16 protein-coding genes are annotated in these 17,035 nt (G+C 67.3%); 2 read left to right on the top strand and 14 right to left on the bottom strand.

From position 1 onward, the window contains the following. Positions 1-60: 60 nt before the first annotated feature. The 7 genes from AB4Y42_RS03010 to AB4Y42_RS03040 form a co-directional block, all read right to left on the bottom strand. Positions 61-2,595 carry a transglycosylase domain-containing protein gene (locus AB4Y42_RS03010; protein WP_368693343.1) on the bottom strand — a complete coding sequence of 845 codons (2,535 nt, stop codon included), beginning with the start codon at positions 2,593-2,595 and terminating at the stop codon, positions 61-63. Between the two features lie 466 nt (positions 2,596-3,061). Continuing rightward, entirely contained in the window at positions 3,062-4,255 is a 1,194-nt protein-coding gene (locus tag AB4Y42_RS03015) for a porin (RefSeq protein ID WP_368689251.1), read from the bottom strand. A gap of 271 nt (positions 4,256-4,526) precedes the next feature. Continuing rightward, positions 4,527-4,823 (bottom strand): hypothetical protein, encoded by a 297-nt coding sequence (locus AB4Y42_RS03020; protein WP_368689250.1) that lies wholly within the window; start codon positions 4,821-4,823, stop codon positions 4,527-4,529. Between the two features lie 104 nt (positions 4,824-4,927). Beyond that, on the bottom strand, positions 4,928-5,542 hold the full coding sequence (locus AB4Y42_RS03025) for a flavin reductase family protein (RefSeq protein WP_342918504.1): 615 nt from the start codon (positions 5,540-5,542) through the stop codon (positions 4,928-4,930). A gap of 209 nt (positions 5,543-5,751) precedes the next feature. Next, entirely contained in the window at positions 5,752-5,907 is a 156-nt protein-coding gene (locus AB4Y42_RS03030) for a hypothetical protein (RefSeq protein WP_165822904.1), read from the bottom strand. Between the two features lie 200 nt (positions 5,908-6,107). Then, complete coding sequence (locus AB4Y42_RS03035; RefSeq protein ID WP_368693344.1) at positions 6,108-6,944, bottom strand: hypothetical protein; 837 nt, start codon at positions 6,942-6,944, stop codon at positions 6,108-6,110. Between the two features lie 251 nt (positions 6,945-7,195). Continuing rightward, positions 7,196-7,882, bottom strand: coding sequence for an MgtC/SapB family protein (locus tag AB4Y42_RS03040; protein ID WP_368689247.1), 687 nt, complete (start codon positions 7,880-7,882; stop codon positions 7,196-7,198). Between the two features lie 134 nt (positions 7,883-8,016). On the opposite strand from AB4Y42_RS03040, the gene AB4Y42_RS03045 reads away from it, so the two are divergent. Next, on the top strand, positions 8,017-9,102 hold the full coding sequence (locus AB4Y42_RS03045) for an AGE family epimerase/isomerase (RefSeq protein WP_368689246.1): 1,086 nt from the start codon (positions 8,017-8,019) through the stop codon (positions 9,100-9,102). Between the two features lie 82 nt (positions 9,103-9,184). Here AB4Y42_RS03045 and AB4Y42_RS03050 read toward each other — a convergent pair whose 3' ends face one another. Then, positions 9,185-10,744, bottom strand: a complete 1,560-nt coding sequence (locus tag AB4Y42_RS03050) for a methyl-accepting chemotaxis protein (protein WP_368693345.1) — start codon at positions 10,742-10,744, stop codon at positions 9,185-9,187. Positions 10,745-11,021: 277 nt separating this feature from the next. On the opposite strand from AB4Y42_RS03050, the gene AB4Y42_RS03055 reads away from it, so the two are divergent. After that, on the top strand, positions 11,022-11,465 hold the full coding sequence (locus tag AB4Y42_RS03055) for a PaaI family thioesterase (protein ID WP_069261437.1): 444 nt from the start codon (positions 11,022-11,024) through the stop codon (positions 11,463-11,465). Between the two features lie 89 nt (positions 11,466-11,554). Here AB4Y42_RS03055 and AB4Y42_RS03060 read toward each other — a convergent pair whose 3' ends face one another. The 6 genes from AB4Y42_RS03060 to AB4Y42_RS03085 all read right to left on the bottom strand — a co-directional run bounded on the left by AB4Y42_RS03060 (position 11,555) and on the right by AB4Y42_RS03085 (position 17,033). Continuing rightward, positions 11,555-12,403, bottom strand: a complete 849-nt coding sequence (locus AB4Y42_RS03060) for an ureidoglycolate lyase (RefSeq protein ID WP_368693346.1) — start codon at positions 12,401-12,403, stop codon at positions 11,555-11,557. A 69-nt stretch (positions 12,404-12,472) separates the two neighbouring features. Continuing rightward, entirely contained in the window at positions 12,473-13,216 is a 744-nt protein-coding gene (locus tag AB4Y42_RS03065; protein ID WP_368693347.1) for an SDR family oxidoreductase, read from the bottom strand. Positions 13,217-13,373: 157 nt separating this feature from the next. Further along, the gene (locus AB4Y42_RS03070) at positions 13,374-14,249 is read right to left on the bottom strand and encodes an amidohydrolase (protein WP_368693348.1); all 876 of its coding nucleotides are present in this window, start codon (positions 14,247-14,249) and stop codon (positions 13,374-13,376) included. Between the two features lie 3 nt (positions 14,250-14,252). Then, positions 14,253-15,290, bottom strand: a complete 1,038-nt coding sequence (locus AB4Y42_RS03075; RefSeq protein ID WP_368693349.1) for an aldo/keto reductase — start codon at positions 15,288-15,290, stop codon at positions 14,253-14,255. A gap of 57 nt (positions 15,291-15,347) precedes the next feature. Further along, positions 15,348-16,661, bottom strand: a complete 1,314-nt coding sequence (locus AB4Y42_RS03080; protein ID WP_368693350.1) for a UxaA family hydrolase — start codon at positions 16,659-16,661, stop codon at positions 15,348-15,350. A 42-nt stretch (positions 16,662-16,703) separates the two neighbouring features. Then, entirely contained in the window at positions 16,704-17,033 is a 330-nt protein-coding gene (locus tag AB4Y42_RS03085) for a UxaA family hydrolase (protein ID WP_368693351.1), read from the bottom strand. Positions 17,034-17,035 lie beyond the last annotated feature (2 nt).

Genomic DNA, 17,035 nt, shown 5'->3' on the forward strand with positions numbered 1-17,035 from the left:
CAAATTAAAAAGGCAGCGTCACGAGACGCTGCCTTTTTTGTTAAAGGCACGACGCCCCGCTCATTGCCCCTGCTGCGGTTGGGCCACGGGCGGCGTGTAGCTCGCGCTCGCGCCCGGCGTGTCAGGGTCCGCCTCGTCGGGCGTCGGGGTCGGCGCGAGCGCCGGCGCCTGCGCCGGATACGAGGGCTGCGGGGCAAGCGCCGCCGGCGCGCTGGACGGCCCGATGATCGGCGGCAGGCCCATGATCGCGCGCGCCGCGGATTCCGCGGCTGTCGCCGAAGCGGCAGACGGTGCCGATGCCTCCGCAGGCGCCGACGCCCCCGCCTCCGAGGCCGCAGCCGGCACGGAGGCCGGTGCCGGCGCGCTCACGCGCGGCGGCGGCGCATGCCGCACCGGCGGGGCCGCAGGCGGCGCTTCGTGCTTGCCAAACAGCTTGTCCATCCACGCCCGCAGGTTCTCGCGGAAGGTTTCGAACGCGCCCGGCGTCACCTCGGTGTTGAAGCGTGCACGCGAATCGACGAGGCGCGAGCGCTGCGCACGCTGGAAGAAGTCGCCGACGATCGGCAGCGCGCTGCGCGCGCCCTGCCCCCAGTAGTCGTCGAGCGTCACACGGCCGTCGTCGAAGCCCACCCACGCGCCCGCCACGAGTTGCGGGTCCATCAGGATGAACCAGCCGTCCGTGTTGCCCTGGGTCGTGCCGGTCTTGCCCGCCACGTCGCCGCGAATGCCGAAGCGCGAGCGGATGGCCGCACCCGTGCCGCGGTTGACGACGTCGCGCATCGTGTCGAGCAGCGTGCGGTCCGCCTCTGCCGAAAGCGCCCGCTCGGGCGAAGCGCTCTCGAACTGCGCGAGCACGTTGCCCTTGTGGTCCTCGATACTCGTGACCATGCGCGGTTCGAGATACTCGCCGTCGTTGGCGATGGTGCTGTACGCGGAGACCATCTCCTTCAACGTGACCGGGCTCGTGCCGAGCGCGAGCGACGGCACCGGATCGAGCTGACTGTCTCGCACGCCCATCGCGCGCGCGAGCCGCGCGACCTTGTCCGGGCCCACCGTCTGCATCAGTTGCGCGGTGATGCGGTTGCGCGAGAACGCGATCGCGTCGCGCAGCGTCATCGGGCGATTGCTCGGCGGCACGTCGTCGGTCGGCTTCCAGATTTCGCCGCCCGCCAGCGGAATCTCCACCGGCTGGTCGATGAACGTGTCGCTCGGCTTCGCGCCCGCCGCGTAGGCCGCGCCGTACACGAACGGCTTGAACGTCGAGCCCGGCTGACGTCGCGCCTGCTGCACGTGGTCGAACGGTTCGTCGGTGAAGTCGCGGCTGCCCACCCACGCCTTGATCTGCCCGTTGCGCGGGTCGATGGCGAGGAAGCCCGCCTCCACCGCGGTCTTGCTCTTGCAGAGGTTGCGCATGAAGGTGCGGTCGCCGGCGAGCTGCTTGAGCGCGTCGGCGTCGTTCGCACCGGCGTCGCGGGCGCTCTTGTAGTCCTGCGTTTCGCGCATGAAGGTCGCGAACAGGTCGTTGCCGGCCACGCAGCCGTTGCGTCCGCTCCATGCGCCGTTGGCGATGCCCTGCAGCTGGTTCGTGTGCTGGCGCAGCGCGGCGGTGGCCATCTGCTGGAGGCGCGAATCGATCGTGGTGCGCACCACGAGGCCATCCGAATAGATGTTGTAGTCGTTGCGGTCGGCCCAGGAAATCAGCCACTTGCGCAGTTGCAGCGCGAAGTGCGGCGCGGGGCCGGGCGGCTCGGTCTGACGCTCGAAGTCGAGGCGCAGCGGCTTCTTCGAGAGCGTGGCGTACTGGGCCTCGCTGAGCTTGCCGTACTTCACCATCTGGCCGAGCACGGTGTTGCGCCGCGCGAGCGCGCGCTCGGGGTTGATCACCGGGTTGTAGTAGGCGTTGCCCTTGAGCATGCCAGTGAGCGTCGCGGCTTGCAGGATGTCGAGCTGATCGGCCGAAACGCCGAAGTAGGTGCGCGCCGCCATCTCGATGCCGTAGGCGTTGTAGAGGAACGGCACCGTGTTCAGATACGTCTCGAGAATCTGCTGCTTGCTGTACACCGCCTCGATCTTGAACGCCGTGATCGCTTCCTTGATCTTGCGCGTGAGCGTGGGCGCGCGGCCGATTTCATCGGGATAGAGATTGCGCGCGAGTTGCTGCGTGATGGTCGAGCCGCCCTGGCGCTCGCCCGAGAACGTGTGCAGCGCCGCGCCCGCCGTGCGCTTGAAGTCGATGCCGTGGTGCTCGTAGAAACGGTGATCCTCGGTGGAGATCAGCGCATCGACCATGTGCGGCGAGATCTGTGCGAGCGGCACCCATTCGCGGTTCGAGGGCTTGAACTCGGCGAGCACCTTGCCGTCGGCGGAAAGAATCTGGGCCGGCTCGTCCACCCGCGCCTTGCGGATGTCGCCAATGCTCGGCGTGAACGGAATCAGCACGAGCACGTAGAGCAGGACGAGCGCCGGCACCGCGCCAATCGTCATGAGCACGCCGCGCCGCGTGGGATGCCGCAGATGATGGCGCGCACGCGCCCCCAGCGGACGAATAAACCCGCCCAGCCGCGCGGCGGCAGGCTTCAGGCGGGACAACGACATCGCGATTCGATCGCGGATCAACGGCACGTAACGCTTCACGCGGCAGGTAGGGTCGGCTGGCAAAGCGTGAATCGTACCAAACTCGCCGGTCGCCCTCGCCGGTCGCCCTCGCCGGTCGCCCCGCCGGTCGCCCACGCCGGTCGCCCACGCCGGTCGCCCCTTTCTTCGCATGTCCAGCATGAACGGGAACGAGGCTAAAGGGCTCGAGATGATCAAGCCGGCACGACGACGCCCGCCTACCCGCGAGTTCGACGAGAAGGAAATGCGAAGCTTGCCGAACAAGGCCGGCATTCCTCCATCGCGACTGGATAGCTCGTGCCCTGCCTCGCCTGCACATGAAAAAGGCCCGCCGAGGCGGCGGGCCAATGACTTACCTTGTAGCAGACTGCGATATCCACTGACTGCCTCGCAGTCCTGCTGCAACGATCCACCCCCGACCGCCGCAGGATGGGGTTCTAATGGACGCTTAGAAGCGGGTCAGCATGCCGACCGCGCCCATCACCTGATTGCTCGTCCCCGAGAAACCACCGGCGTTGTACATCACTGCGACGTTGTTGCCACCGATCGCGTGCTGGTACATCGCTTCACCGTAAATTTCCGTGCGCTTCGACAGCGAGTAGCGCGCAATCGCGTTGACCTGGTTCCACTTCGGATCGGAGCTGACGTTCGACTTGCTCACGCCGTTCAGATGACCGTCCGTAAAAGTATCCATGAGGCCGAGATTCAGCGCCGGCGTGAGTGCGTACTTGACGTTCAGTTCATAGTTGTCGAAGTGCGTCGAACCGCTCGCCGCGTTCAGGCCGAACGCGGACGTGTTCTGGTACTGGCTGTGCGTGTAGACGAAGTTGACCGCCGCCGGGCCGAACGTATAGCCGACGCCTGCACCGACCGTGCGCTGCACATCCGCCGTCAGGTTGCCGCCGCCTGCGGTCGACTTGAACTCGCTCGGGTCAGCCGCAACGTTCTGATTTACCGCGCCCGACGGACTGCTCGCCGCCGCCGAGCCGTTGATCTGGAGGTAGGCCGCGGCCAGTCGCAGCGGGCCGTTGTTGTAGCTCGCACCGGCGCTGTACGCACGATCGACGGCGAAACTGGTGCTGTTGCTGAAGGCGTACATGCCGCCGAACTTGAAGCCGGCGTAGTCGATACTCGAGAACTTCACCGAGTTGCTGAAGCGGACCGTATGTTGCAGGTTGTCGTTGTCGTACACGTGCGCGAAGCCCGCGTCGCCGAACGTGCCCGCCGTGCCGGACAGCGGCGCCACGTAGTCGACCATCGAGTCATACTGGCGGCCCATCGTGAGCGTGCCGTATTGATCGGTGCTCAGGCCGACGAACGCTTGACGGCCGAACATGCGGCCGCCCTGGCCGAGCGCGCCGTTGTTCACGTTGAAGCCGTTTTCGAGCACGAAGATAGCCTTGAGACCGCCGCCGAGATCTTCCGCACCGCGCAGGCCGAAGCGGCTGCCGCTGATATTGCCGCTTGCAAGTGCGACGCGGCCGCTACCGTGGCCGGGCAGGCCATTCTGAGTGGTGGCAACGTTGTTCGTATAGGCGATGCCCGCGTCGACCAGGCCGTAGAGGGTGACCGAGCTCTGCGCGTGGGCAGCGGACGCCGCAAACGCTGCGCAAACGGCAGCGGCAATGGAAACTTTCTTCATGGGATAGCCCGTGTTTGCTTGAGATGGAAGGAAACGCGGCGCTAGTTTAGAAGCGCAAAAGCCGGCCCGCTAAGAACGGTTTCTTCCTGGGATTGGCATAATCTTTCACAAAATTGCAGCAATTGCGCTGCGATGCGGCCTTGGGCGCGTGCGGCGAAATCAATAACGAGCCTTGATGTGTTGCTTGAGTTGCACGCCCGCAACAGCAATCCCTGGCCCAATGGGTGTAGCCAGTCACAGGCGGGTGAATTGCTCGCGTTCGATGCGCGCGTCACAACGCCAGCGAGAGCGCGATAGACACCCACACCGCGGCCGCACCGCAAAGAAAGGCACGGCGCGCCATCAGAAAGCGCGACTCGTCGTTGGGCTTCGCGGGCGAAGTGGCGAGCCAGGGCACGCTGCCGAGGCACGCGAAGCCCGCGAGCGCGATGCCGACGACCACCCGGTCGCCAATGCGCCAGGCCGAAGGCTCGTGCAGCCCCCAGTAGCCCAGCGCGATCATGCCGATCGAAAACATCGTCGAGGCGGCTGAGCTGAGCGCCACCACCGATCCTGTCGGAGATTGCATGAGTTGCCTCCTTGCGCGCCTCGCGCTGTCGGCCATTATCGGCGGGCGGACAGGACGCGGCAACGCCGCGCCCCGTTGATCCCGAAGCGCACGCCCGCAGCGGCTTACGCGCCCGGCCGCACCATCTGGAACATCTCGCCGATCTGTGCGTAGTCGGCGCGATAGCCCGCGCGCATCACGGGCTGGGCGGCGTGCGTGTCGAACAGGCCGTCCTTCAGGAATTCCTCGCGAATGTGCACACCCACCACCTGCCCGAGCGCGAGCCAGTTGTCCATGGGCGCGCCATCGAGCGTGTTGAGCCGCACGACTTTCAGCAGCTTGCATTCGAGCGCGGCCGGCGACTCGGCCACGTGCGGCACCGCCACGCTGCGGCCCGGCGCGGCCGTGAGGCCGGCGAGCGCGAATTCGTCGACGTCGGCGGCGACCGGCGCGGAGGTGCGGTTCATCTGCGGCGCCAGCGCCTTCGACGTGAGATTCCAGACGAACTCTCCGGTCTCTTCGATATTGCTGATGCTGTCCTTGCGGCCTTCGCTGCAGAACCCGATGATCGGTGGAAACGTGGCGAACGCGCCGAAGAAGCTGTAGGGCGCGAGATTGAGCGCGCCGCTTTTCGCGCGGCTGGAGATCCAGCCGATCACGCGTGGCGCGACGATCGCCTTGAACGGATCGTGCGGCAGGCCATGGCCCTGGGCGGGGTCGTAGAAGTAGGTATTGGACATGATGAGGCGTAGCGATTTCGAAGCGGCATCACTATGACACGAGCCGCGCGCGGCTGCCGTCACGCGAGGCGAAACGGCTTCGGCTTGCAGCCGCCCCAAACGCAGCAAGGCCGGCTCTCTTGCGAGAGCCGGCCTTGCTTGAAGACCTGGCGGTCTGACCGGAGAAACGCGTTGGACGGCGCGCGCCGCCCGAAGCGCCTCAGCTTCGATCAGTCACGCGGCATGCCGAACGGCATGTAGTGCGAACGGCGAACGCGCTCGGCTTCGCGGTGGCGCGCTTCGTACGAGTATTCCGAATCCATCGGCAGATACGGCGACGCGAAGAGGTCGCTTACCTTTTGGAACAGGGCAAAGATGAAGCTCATGGCGACTCCCAGTTAAGCTGCAGTTCAGGGTTTTCCCTAAGGCAGAACGAATTATAGGGTTTTCCCTAGGGCAACGCTAGTGCAGCGCAGCAAAAAATCTGCGACGCGCCGTCGCACAGGGTCGAGCGCAATCAATGCGTTGCAGCAATACAACGCATCGAGATTTCGGATACAGGGGCGGGATCGCCGGACGAAGCCGGTCAGCGCGTGGCTTTCTGGGCGCTTTTCGCGTGAGCCGTATGCGGGGCATGCGCCGCGGCACGGCGTGCGGGGGCCGGCGATGCCTTGGCGGGGGCGGCCCTGGACGACACGCGTGCGGGCGCCGCCGCCGGGGTTTCCGCGGCGGCGGTCGCGGCCGCAGCAGCTGCGGCGGCCGCCGCGGTTTGCGCGGCCACGCGCTGCGACAGGTCGTCGAGCGTGGACTGCTGCTTCAGGATGAACTGCTCGAGGCGCGCCTCGTCGGCGCGGGATTCGTTTGCGAGGCTGTCGAGCCGCACCGACTGCGCAATGCCGAAACCGACCGATGCGAGCACCGCCACCGAAGCAGCGGCGAGCACCCACTTTTGTTGCCGCGACGAGGCGACTGCCATGCGGCGCTGCTCGGCGAGCGCGCCCTGGAGCGCGTCGAGGCGCTGCGCGAGCGTGTCCGGCTCGGTGGCCGCCTGCGCCGCTTCGGACGCGAACCCAATGGGCTCCACGCGCTCGGCAGGGCCGGCGGCAAACGACGGCTCGGCGACAAAGGCTGCGGCAGCCGGTTCCTGGACCGCTCCAACGCCCGGCTCCGCCGCCTCGGCCACGGCAGGCGTCGCGGCACGTTTCGCCCGCGGCGCGCGGCGCGCGGTCGTTGCAGCCGCAACAGGGCTCGCCGCGCCCGCCTCGTCGACGGACGCTGCCACCGCGTGAGTGGACTCGGGACTTTCGAAGCCGCTCAGCGTGCCCTGGCGCACAGGGGCATCCGCTTCGGCAACGGCGGCGAGTTCCTCGCCGGCAAGCGCGTGCGGAGCGTCGGATTCGACAGCAAGCGGGGATTCAGTCACGTCGGACGACGCAGACGTCGCGCGGGGCTGCCACGGCGCGTTGCGTTCGGGATGCGAAGAGCTCAAGGATGCGGTATCTGCGTAATCAGCCATGGGTCAGCGATGCGGTTCGCGTCGCGCGCCGGCCGGTCACGGCCGCTTGGCGACGTCCTCGTGTTCTGGTTCGAACGCGCATTGTCGCATGCCGGAACGCGCGGCCAGGGGCTCTGCCCCGACTTACCCAGCCGGCATCGATCCAGCGCCCCGCGCAGTCAACCCGCTGCGCCGTCCTCGCGAAAGTCCTTCACGTCGGGCAAGCGGCGCAGCGTCGCGCAAATCGCCTCGTATTCCGTCGACGACACGCGGCTCAGCGTGATCATCACCTCGTCCAGCTCGGGCGAGTCGTCGCTCTGCTGCACGACGAACTGCTTCACGCGCGGGCTCGACGTGCCGAGCGCGTCGTGCAGCGAGTGAAACGTGAGCGCGCCGCGGCTCACCAGCAGCGTGAGCTGGCGTCGCTGCCGGAACGTGATGAAGCGCCGCTCGAGCGGCTTGATGCCCGCGAGGATGATGAGAATGATGACGGTCGCCGCAATCGCGCCCGTATAGAGCCCGCCGCCCACCGCGAGGCCCACGGCCGCGACCGACCAGAGGCTCGCCGCCGTCGTGAGGCCGCGCACGATCTCGCCGCGCAGCAGGATCGAGCCCGCGCCGAGAAAGCCGATGCCCGAGACGACCTGCGCCGCCATCCGCGAAGGATCGAGCACGACGTGGTCGTCCTTGAGGACGTCGGCGAAACCGTACGCCGAGACGAGCATGATGAGCGCCGAGCCCACGCTCACGAGCATATGGGTGCGCAGCCCCGCCGCCCACGAAAGCCGCTCGCGCTCGAAGCCGATCACGCTACCGAGCAGCGCGGCCAGCACCAGGCGCGCAATGAGTTCCCAGTTTCCGATCATTGTTGTCACCCTCCGGGTCTTGTTGTCGTGGGCAAACGCGCTGCGGCGGGCCGGAATGTCCGTGCCATGCGCGAATGCGTACAATCGCCGGCATTGCTCTTTTGATGCGACGCGCTTCGCCGCACCTTTACGCCATGAACACACCTACGAGCGCAGCCAGCCTGCGCGAGCATTTCGACCGCGTCGTCCTGCCGATGTGGCGCGGCCCGGGCTTCAATGCCGAACTGCGCCTGCCCTACGAGGCGCTCGATGCGGCCGGCGCGCAGCCGCTGCCCGTCACGCGCTACCGCGCGATGGCGTGCGCCCGCCAGCTCTTCGTCTTCTCCCAGGCCGGCGACGCCGCGCACGCGCAAACGCTCTTCGAAACCCTGCGCCACACTTATCGGGACCCGCAGCACGGCGGATGGTTCTATAGTGTCGACGCAGCCGGCGCGCCGCTCGACACCACCAAGGATCTCTACACGCACGCCTTCGTGGTGTTCGCCACCGCGGCCTACGGCCAGCGCTTCGGCGCGGCCGAGGCGCTCGACGTCGCGCGCGAAACGTCCGCGCTGATCGTCGACCGCTTCGCGGCCCGCGACGGCCTGCTCAACGCGGCGCTCGACGCGTCCTTCGCGAGCGTCACCGGCGGCCCGCTGCAGAATCCGCTCATGCACCTCACCGAAGCCTGGCTCGCGGCGAGCGAAGCGACCGGCGACAGCGCGTTCGACACGGCGATCACGCGTCTCGTCGAGGCGCTCGCACGCGGCTTCCTGCACGCGCCGACGGGTTGCATCGCCGAATTGCCGATCGGCGCGGCGGACAACCGCCTCGAGCCCGGGCATCAGTTCGAATGGTTCTGGCTGGCAACGCGCGCAGGCGCGCGGCTGGGCGCATCAGGACTGGACGAAGCGCTCGCGCGCGCCTTCGTCTTTGCACAGAGGCACGGCGTGGACCCGGAAACGGGCGCCGTGGCGGCCGCGCTCGACGAGCAGGGCCGGGTCATTGATGCGACGCAGCGCATCTGGGCGCAAACGGAATACCTGCGCGCGCTCGCCACGCACGGCGACGCCGCAGTACGCGCCGCGCTCGCGCCGCAGATCGGCCGTTTCGCGCCGCGCTTTCTCACGCCGCAGGGCTGGGTGGAATGCCGCAGCGCAAACGGCGACGTGGCGCGCGCGGACATGCCGTCCACGACGCCGTATCACCTCTTGACGGCCTACCAGGGCATGGGCGTCTGAGGCGCAATAGCGCGAAGCGCCGAGGCAGGCGGGCGCAAGCCCGCCAGCCGGAGCGATAAGCCGTTCCGGCAGTTCAAGCCATTCAGGCCGCCAGCACCGCCGGCGAAATCTCGAACGCCGCCACAGCCTCGGAAAGCTGGCGCGTCTGCTGATGCAACGAAGCCGCGGCAGCCGCGGCCTCCTCGACGAGCGCCGCGTTCTGCTGGGTCATCTGGTCCATCTGCGAAACGGCCTGATTCACCTGATCAATGCCCGTGCTCTGCTCGAGCGACGAGGCGCTGATCCCCGCCATCATCTGCGTGGCCCGCGAGATCGAGTTCGACACCTCGCGCATCGACTCGCCTGCGCGCTCCACCAGCTCCGAGCCGCCGCGGATCTGCGACACCGACTCGCTGATCAGCGTCTTGATCTCCTTGGCCGACTGCGCGCTGCGCTGCGCGAGTCCGCGCACCTCGCCCGCCACGACCGCGAAACCGCGGCCCTGCTCGCCCGCGCGCGCCGCTTCCACGGCCGCGTTGAGCGCGAGGATGTTGGTCTGGAACGCGATGCCGTCGATCACGCCGATGATCTCCGCGATCTTGTCCGAGCTTTGCGCAATGCCGCGCATGCGCTCGACCACCTCGCCCACCACGGCGCCGCCGCGCGCGGTCGCGTCGAGCGCCGCCTCGGCCAGCGCGTTCGCCTCGCGCGCGTTCTCGGCCGTGTTGCGCACGGTGCCCGTCAGTTCCTCCATGCTCGCTGCCGTCTGCTCGAGCGACGCCGCCTGCGATTCGGTGCGCGCCGACAGATCGGCGTTGCCGGTGGCGATCTCGTCGGCGCCCACGTTGATCGAGCCGGCCGTTTCGCGCACGGTGTGGACCGTGCGCGCGAGGCTCGACTGCATCAGCGACAGGCCCTGGAACAGCCGGCCGATCTCGTTCTCGCCGCGCGCGGCGATGCGCTCGTCGAGGCGCCCGCGTGCGATGCGGTCGAAATGGCGCCCTGCTTCCTCGAGCGGCTCCACCACACCGCGGCGCAGCGCGAAGTGCACGCCGGTCGCGAGCGCGATCAGCAGGAGCAGGATGACGATGCCCACGCCCTGGAAGAGCGCGAGGCGCGAGTCGATCGAATCGAGCGAAGCGCGGCTCGCCGCGGCGTTGAACTGCGTGAACGCGTGCAGCTCCGCGAGATAGGCGTCCTGGTACGACTGCGTCGGCTGGTCGAGGAAGGCCTGCAGATTGTTGCCGTTGAGGTCGTCGATCAGCTCGCCGAGCGCCTTGCGGTACACCTGGTAGCGCTCGCCGAGCGCGGCGACGCGCGCGCGGTTGTCGTCGTTGATCGGCGGTACGGCCATGAGCGCCGCGAACGTGGTATCGGCGGCGGCCAGCTGGTCGCGCGCGTGATTGACCATGTCGGTCGGCACCGTGCCGCCACGGACCATGCGCGTGCCCGCGCGCGAGAGATTGATACGGGCGTCCATCAACTGCTGGGTGATGACGTTGGCGGCGCTCGCCTGCCGCAACGCCACTTTCGAGAGGTCGGCCACGTCGTCGTGCGTGCGCGTGAGCGACCAGTAACCAAGTCCTGCGGTCACGAGCTGCAGTACACAGAACGCGACGAGGACACACAACAGGCCGGATGCGACCTTGATCTTGCTGAACATCGGGACACCTGGATGGCAGTGAATGAGTGAGGCGCGAGCATGTGATCGCTCGGGCCCGCACTGCGTTTACGGCCACGCAACCCCGGTTTTTGAGCCCTAAACCGTGAAAAAACGCCCCAAAATGCGCAACGGATCATTTCGGCAATGGTTGCACGGCCATTCCCTGCATTTCTCGCAACAATAGAATGCCGACTCGATTCGATTCACCTTGACTCGACGCTGTGGCTTCCTAGAGTGGTTAGGAAACCACTCGGGGATAGACCCAGGGAACGCGACGATGACAGATCTTGTGGACCGCGCACGCGGCGCATTGCACGCCCAACCGTTCAGCGTGCTGCTCGGAACGGAACTGACCCACGTGGGAGCCGACGAGCTGACCCTGCGCCTGCCCGTACGCGACGACCTCAAGCAGCAGCACGGCTACGTGCATGGCGGCGTGATCAGCTATCTCGCCGACAACGCGCTGACCTTCGCCGGCGCGCTGGCGCTCGGGCCGCGGGTGGTGACGGGGGAATACAAGATCAACTATCTGCGCCCGGCGCTCAAGGGCACGCTGATGGCGCGGGCGCGCGTGGTGCACGCGGGGCGCCACCAGGCCACCTGCCAGTGCAGCGTGTACGTGATGGAAAACGGCGACGAAAAGCTCGTGGCGCTCGCGCAGGGGACGGTGAACCGGCTCGCGGAAGGCAGCGGGCCGGAAGACAAAAGTCCGACGAACTGAAAGGTCCGCGCCGTAAAACGAAGCGCGCGAGGCGAAGCGGGTGTATCCCGCCTCCCCTCGCGCGCTTTTTCGTGTGTCTTCAGGCGCGCTTACTCGGCCGCGCGCGTTTTCTGCTGCTGCTCGCCCAGGCCCTCGATGCCAAGGCGCACCGTCTGCCCCGCCTTCAGGTACACGGGGTTCGGCTTCACGCCCATGCCCACGCCCGGCGGCGTGCCGGTGGAGATCACGTCGCCCGGCTGCAGGCTCATGCACTCCGAGAGATACGAAACCAGCTTCGCGACCGTGAAGATCATCGTGCGCGTGCTGCCGTTCTGGTAGCGATGGCCGTCGACTTCGAGCCACATGGAGAGGTTCTGCGGATCGGCCACTTCGTCGCGCGTGACGAGCCACGGGCCGGTCGGGCCGAAGGTGTCGAAGCCCTTGCCCTTGTCCCACTGGCCGCCGCGCTCGATCTGCCATGCGCGCTCGGAGACGTCGTTGATCACGCAGTAGCCCGCCACGTAGTTGAGCGCATCGGCCTCGCTCACGTTCTTCGCATGCTTGCCGATCACCACGCCCAGTTCGACTTCCCAGTCGGTCTTCTGCGAGCCGCGCGGGATCTCGATGTCGTCGTTCGGGCCGACGATGGCGCTCGTCCACTTGTTGAAGACGACCGGCTCGCCCGGCACCGGCATGCCCGACTCGGCGGCGTGATCGGCATAGTTCAGGCCGATGCAGACCATCTTGCCGATATGGCCCACGCAGGGCCCGATACGCGGATTGCCCTCGACGAGCGGCAGCGTTTCCGGGTCGATCGAGCGCAGTTGCGCGAGGCCGGCGTCCGAGAGCACGTCGCCCGCAATGTCGGCCACGTTGCCCGAGAGCGCGCGAATGCGGCCTTCGGCGTCGAGCAGGCCCGGTTTTTCGTGGCCCTTCGGGCCATAGCGAAGCAGTTTCATCGTCTGTGTTCCTCGTGTGTCTGTGCGTTGCAGTCGGTCAGAATCGCCTGGGGCGATGGTTCGGGCTAACTAGTTCGACCATCCGCCGTCGATCACATGCGCCTGGCCGGTCGTGAAACCGGATTCGTCGGAGGCAAGGTAGAGCGCGAGCGCCGCGATTTCCTCGGGCTTGCCCACGCGCCCCATCGGCTGGCGCGCAACGAACGCGGCGCGCGCCGCGTCCACGCTCGTGCCCTGCGCCGCCGCCTGCGTGGCGATGCGCTCCTCCAGCGACGGCGACGACACGGTGCCCGGGCAGATCGCGTTGCAGCGGACGCCGCGCGTCACGAAGTCGGCGGCCACGGCCTTCGTCAACCCTATCACAGCGGCCTTCGAGGCGCCGTACACGAAGCGGTTGGGCACGCCCTTCACGCTCGACGCCGCCGACGACATGTTGATGATCGACCCGCCGCCCTTCGCCAGCATGCCCGGCAGGAAGGCGCGGATGGTCCGGTACATCGCCTTCGCGTTCAGATCGAACGCGAAGTCCCAGTCTTCTTCGCTCGCTTCCAGGATCGAGCCCGCGTGCACGAAGCCCGCGCAGTTGAACAGCACGTCGATCGAGCCCAGTTCCTGCGCGAGCGCCGTGATGGCCGCGCCGTCGAGCACGTCGAGCTTGCGCGCCTCGACCGGCAGCGCCGCCAGCGCGTCGATGCGCAGGTCCGTGGCGATCACGCGTGCGCCTTCGCGCGCGAACAGTTCGGCGGCCGCGTAGCCGATGCCCTGGCCCGCCGCGGTGATCAAGGCCGTCTTGCCGGCCAGTCTTTGTACCATCTGCCACTCCGGTTGGAAGCGCGGCACGGCGATACCCCGTATTGCAGCAGGCGTCTCATGCCGCGATCGAGCGATGCAATCGCGGGAAGAAGTTGGGATGACGCAAACGGCCATTATGGCGACGCAGGCGCGCCTCGTGGCGTTCGGCGGACGTTTTCTAACCGGCTGGAGGGTCCCCGAGCCCGGTTTTAAGCCGATAGAAAGCCGCAGCGTTGCCGCCGAATACGGCGGCGCGCTCGTCTACGGAAAGTGCTTGTGTAAGCCGTTGCGCGCTCGCGTACCAGCGTGCGTAGTCGCCGTTCAGGTTCAGCACCGGCCAGTCGCTGCCCCACATGAGGCGTTGCGGCCCGAACGACGCAAGCAGATGCGCGACCCACGGCGCCAGCGTGGCGTCGTCCCAGCCGGGCGCGGCTTCGGTCGCGAGCCCCGAGAGCTTGCAGTGCACTTGCGGAAATCGCGCGAACCGCGAGATGGCCTGCGACCACGCCGTGTAACCGCTTTCGCCACCGTCGGCAATTGGCGGCTTCGCGCCATGATCGATCACCACGCGCAGCGCGGGATTGCGCGCGAGAAATGTCGCGAGTGCATGCGCATGGCGCGTGAAAACGAGTGCGTCGAAGGCGAGATCGTGTGCGATGAGCGCTTCCACGCCGCGCGCGGTATCGGCGTTCTCGATCCAGTCGTCGTCGGGCAAATCCTGCAGCATGGGGCGCACGCCGCGCAGCTTCGGCTCGCGCGCGAGTTCGGCGATCAGCGTGGCGACATGCGGGTCGTCCAGCGGCACCCAGCCCACCACGCCTGCAATCGACGGCTCATGGCGCGCAAGATCGAGCAGCCAGCGCGTTTCTTCGACAGTCGGCGCGGCCTGCACGACCACCGTGCGCGCCACGCCGCACGACGCGCGCAGCGGCGCGAGATCGGCGGGTCCGAACGCGCGATAAAGCACGGTCATCGAGGGCGTGAGCCAGCCGTAGTCGCCGCGCGCGGGGTCCCAATAGTGCTGATGGGCGTCGATCCGTTCGGTCGTAGCCATGGCTCAGGCCTGCGGCAGCGGCGCGCGCGGATCGAGGAGACCCTTGTCGCGCAGCGCGAGCCACAACTCGCTGGGCAAATTCGTCTCGAACGAGGCGACGTTCTCGCGCACCTCCTGCGGGCTGCGTGCGCCGTTGAGCACTGTCGCCACGGCCGGGTGCGCATACGGAAACTGCAGCGCCGCCGCCGCGAGCGGCGCGTCGTAGGTCCGGCAGATCGTATCGAGCCGCGCCACGCGTTCGACCACTTCCTGAGGCGCGTCGGCGTAGTTGAACTTGAGTTCGCCGAGCAGCCCGTGCGCGAGGATGCCCGAATTGAACGCGCCGCCGAGCAGAATGCTCACGCCCTTCTTCTCGCATTCGGGCAGCAGGTCGTCGAGCGGCGCCTGTTCGAGCAGCGTATAGCGGCCCGCCAGCAGCGCGCAGTCGATGTCGAACTCCTGCATCGCCTCGCGTATCACTTCGCGCTCGTTCACGCCGAAGCCGATCGCCTTGATCGCGCCCGCCTTGCGCAATTCATCGAGCGCCTTGAAACCGCTGTCGCGCAGTTGCCGCCAGTAGTGCTCGTTGCGCTCGCCGTGCGTGTAGCGGCCGATATCGTGCACGAGCAGGATATCGATATCGACGAGGCCGAGCCGCTGCTGGCTGTCCTCGAACGAACGCAGGATGCCGTCGCGCGTGTAGTCGAAGATCGCCTCGAAGGGCAGCGGATTTTGCCAGCCCTCGCTGCCGTCGTATGGGTGCGTGCGCGGCACGAAATGGCGGCCCACTTTCGTGGAAATCACGTACTCGTTGCGCGGATAGCGCCGCAGCGCCGCGCCCAGCCGGTGCTCGGCCTTGGTGTGGCCGTAGTGCGGCGCGGTGTCGAAAAAGCGGATGCCGGCTTCCCACGCGGCGTCGACAGTGGCTTGCGCCTCTTCTTCGGACAGGTCGCGATACAGGCCGCCGAGCGGCGCGGTGCCTAGACCCAATGCGCTGACTTCGAGCGCCGTGCGGCCGATACGGCGCCTGTGCGCCACCCTGGGATGCTGTTCTTGCGCCATGGCTCGTCACCTCCTGGAGATGGTTGTTCCCACAACGAAATCGTCCGACTGCGCGGTTCAGTTCGCGGCTTCGACTATAGCCACGCGCGCACTGGCGGGCAGGCATGCGGGGCCGACGGGCTCGAAGCTCTTGTACGTGAGGATAAACTCCTGGTGCCCGAGCATTTCCGACTTCGAACGCTCGCCGCCCGCCACCGCCAGCGTGCGGTCGAACACTTCGCGCCCCACTTCGTCGAGCGTCGCGCGCCCTTCGAGAATGCGGCCCGCGTCCACGTCCATGTCGCCGGCGAGGTTGCGGTAGGTCAGCGGGTTCGCGCACACTTTGATGACCGGCGCAAGCGCCGAACCCACCACCGACCCGCGCCCCGTCGTGAACAGGATCACGTGCGCGCCGCAGGCGATCAGCTCCGCGATTTCCGCATTGTCGCTGATATTCGGAAAGCCGAAGCGCGGCTCGCCGTCGGGCACCACGTCGAGCAGATAGAGACCGCCCGTGGGCGGCACGTCACCCGGCTTCACGATGCCGACGATCGGCGAGGCGCCGCTTTTCGCATACGCGCCGAGCGACTTCTCTTCCTGCGTGGTGAGGCCGCCGTCCGCGTTGCCGACGGCAAACGAACCGTGGCCGAGAATCGAGTAGTAGCGCGCCGCCTTGGCCACGCACGCGACGATCTCCTCGCCCAGCTCGGGCCTGGCCGCGCGGCTCTTCATGTGGAATTCGCAGCCCACCAGCTCGCCGGTCTCCTCGAAAATGCAGGCCGAACCCGCCGCGATCAGCTGATCGAAGGCGCGGCCCACAGCCGGATTGGCGGTGATGCCGCTCGTGCCGTCCGAGCCGCCGCAAATCGTGCCGACCACGAGTTCGTCGAGCCGCATCGGCACCTTCTGTTGCGCGGCAAGTTGCGCACGCGCTTCGCGTACCCAGTCGAGACCGTACTGGATCGTGCTGCGTGTACCGCCCTTTTCCTGGATCGTCAGGACCTCTACCGGACGGCCGCTCGCGCGCACCTGCTCCACGAGATAGTGCTTGTTCATGCTCTCGCAGCCGAGCGAAACGAACAGCACCGCGCCCACATTCGGATGCGTGGTGAGCTGCTTCATCATCTTCTCGGCGTAGCTGTTCGGGAAACAGCCCGGAAAACCGATCAGATGCACCGGCGGCTCTTTTGGCTGCCGCAGCGAGTGCGGATCGTCGAACGCGCCAAAGGGCTCGCGGAACTGCGCGACGATTTCCTGCGCCACATGGTGCGCGCATTCCACGAGATAGGCCACCGCAACCACGTTGCGAATGCCCTTGCGGCCGTCGTTGCGCAGCCAGCCTGCGAGCATGGGCGCGGAGGCTGGTGAAGGGGTGACGTTGCTATCGCTCATAACTTGAATCCTGCTCGCGGCGCGTGCCGCATCATGGTGGCGTTACTTGTGCGGCACGAACTCGTGCCCCGCGTCGTGCGTATAGGTCGGCAAGTAATCGCTTTCCAGGTTGTGCGTGTGCAGATGCGCGCCGCGCGCCACCGGCTCGTTCACGTGGCCGATGCGCGCGCCATAGCGCAGCACCTTCTCGTCTTGCTCAAGCGCGCGGCGCGCCACTTTGTGACCGAGTTCAATCGTCTTCGCGAGCGTCACGCGCTCGCCTTCTATCTCCACCGTCTCGCCCGCTGCCAGACGCGCCGCCGCGATCAGGCAGTTGTCCTCGGGCGCGAGCAGAATCAGGCGGGCGTCGGTATGGGGTGCGTTGCCGTTCACAG

Origin of the sequence: Paraburkholderia sp. EG286B (assembly GCF_040965655.1) — a bacterium.
Lineage (GTDB): Bacteria > Pseudomonadota > Gammaproteobacteria > Burkholderiales > Burkholderiaceae > Paraburkholderia.

Bases quoted from the DNA above. Each gene is read 5' to 3' on its own strand.
- AB4Y42_RS03010 (WP_368693343.1), bottom strand. From the start codon at position 2,595: ATGTCGTTGTCCCGCCTGAAGCCTGCCGCCGCGCGGCTGGGCGGGTTT.
- AB4Y42_RS03015 (WP_368689251.1), bottom strand. From the start codon at position 4,255: ATGAAGAAAGTTTCCATTGCCGCTGCCGTTTGCGCAGCGTTTGCGGCG.
- AB4Y42_RS03020 (WP_368689250.1), bottom strand. From the start codon at position 4,823: ATGCAATCTCCGACAGGATCGGTGGTGGCGCTCAGCTCAGCCGCCTCG.
- AB4Y42_RS03025 (WP_342918504.1), bottom strand. From the start codon at position 5,542: ATGTCCAATACCTACTTCTACGACCCCGCCCAGGGCCATGGCCTGCCG.
- AB4Y42_RS03030 (WP_165822904.1), bottom strand. From the start codon at position 5,907: ATGAGCTTCATCTTTGCCCTGTTCCAAAAGGTAAGCGACCTCTTCGCG.
- AB4Y42_RS03040 (WP_368689247.1), bottom strand. From the start codon at position 7,882: ATGATCGGAAACTGGGAACTCATTGCGCGCCTGGTGCTGGCCGCGCTG.
- AB4Y42_RS03045 (WP_368689246.1), top strand. From the start codon at position 8,017: ATGAACACACCTACGAGCGCAGCCAGCCTGCGCGAGCATTTCGACCGC.
- AB4Y42_RS03050 (WP_368693345.1), bottom strand. From the start codon at position 10,744: ATGTTCAGCAAGATCAAGGTCGCATCCGGCCTGTTGTGTGTCCTCGTC.
- AB4Y42_RS03055 (WP_069261437.1), top strand. From the start codon at position 11,022: ATGACAGATCTTGTGGACCGCGCACGCGGCGCATTGCACGCCCAACCG.
- AB4Y42_RS03060 (WP_368693346.1), bottom strand. From the start codon at position 12,403: ATGAAACTGCTTCGCTATGGCCCGAAGGGCCACGAAAAACCGGGCCTG.
- AB4Y42_RS03065 (WP_368693347.1), bottom strand. From the start codon at position 13,216: ATGGTACAAAGACTGGCCGGCAAGACGGCCTTGATCACCGCGGCGGGC.
- AB4Y42_RS03070 (WP_368693348.1), bottom strand. From the start codon at position 14,249: ATGGCTACGACCGAACGGATCGACGCCCATCAGCACTATTGGGACCCC.
- AB4Y42_RS03075 (WP_368693349.1), bottom strand. From the start codon at position 15,290: ATGGCGCAAGAACAGCATCCCAGGGTGGCGCACAGGCGCCGTATCGGC.
- AB4Y42_RS03080 (WP_368693350.1), bottom strand. From the start codon at position 16,661: ATGAGCGATAGCAACGTCACCCCTTCACCAGCCTCCGCGCCCATGCTC.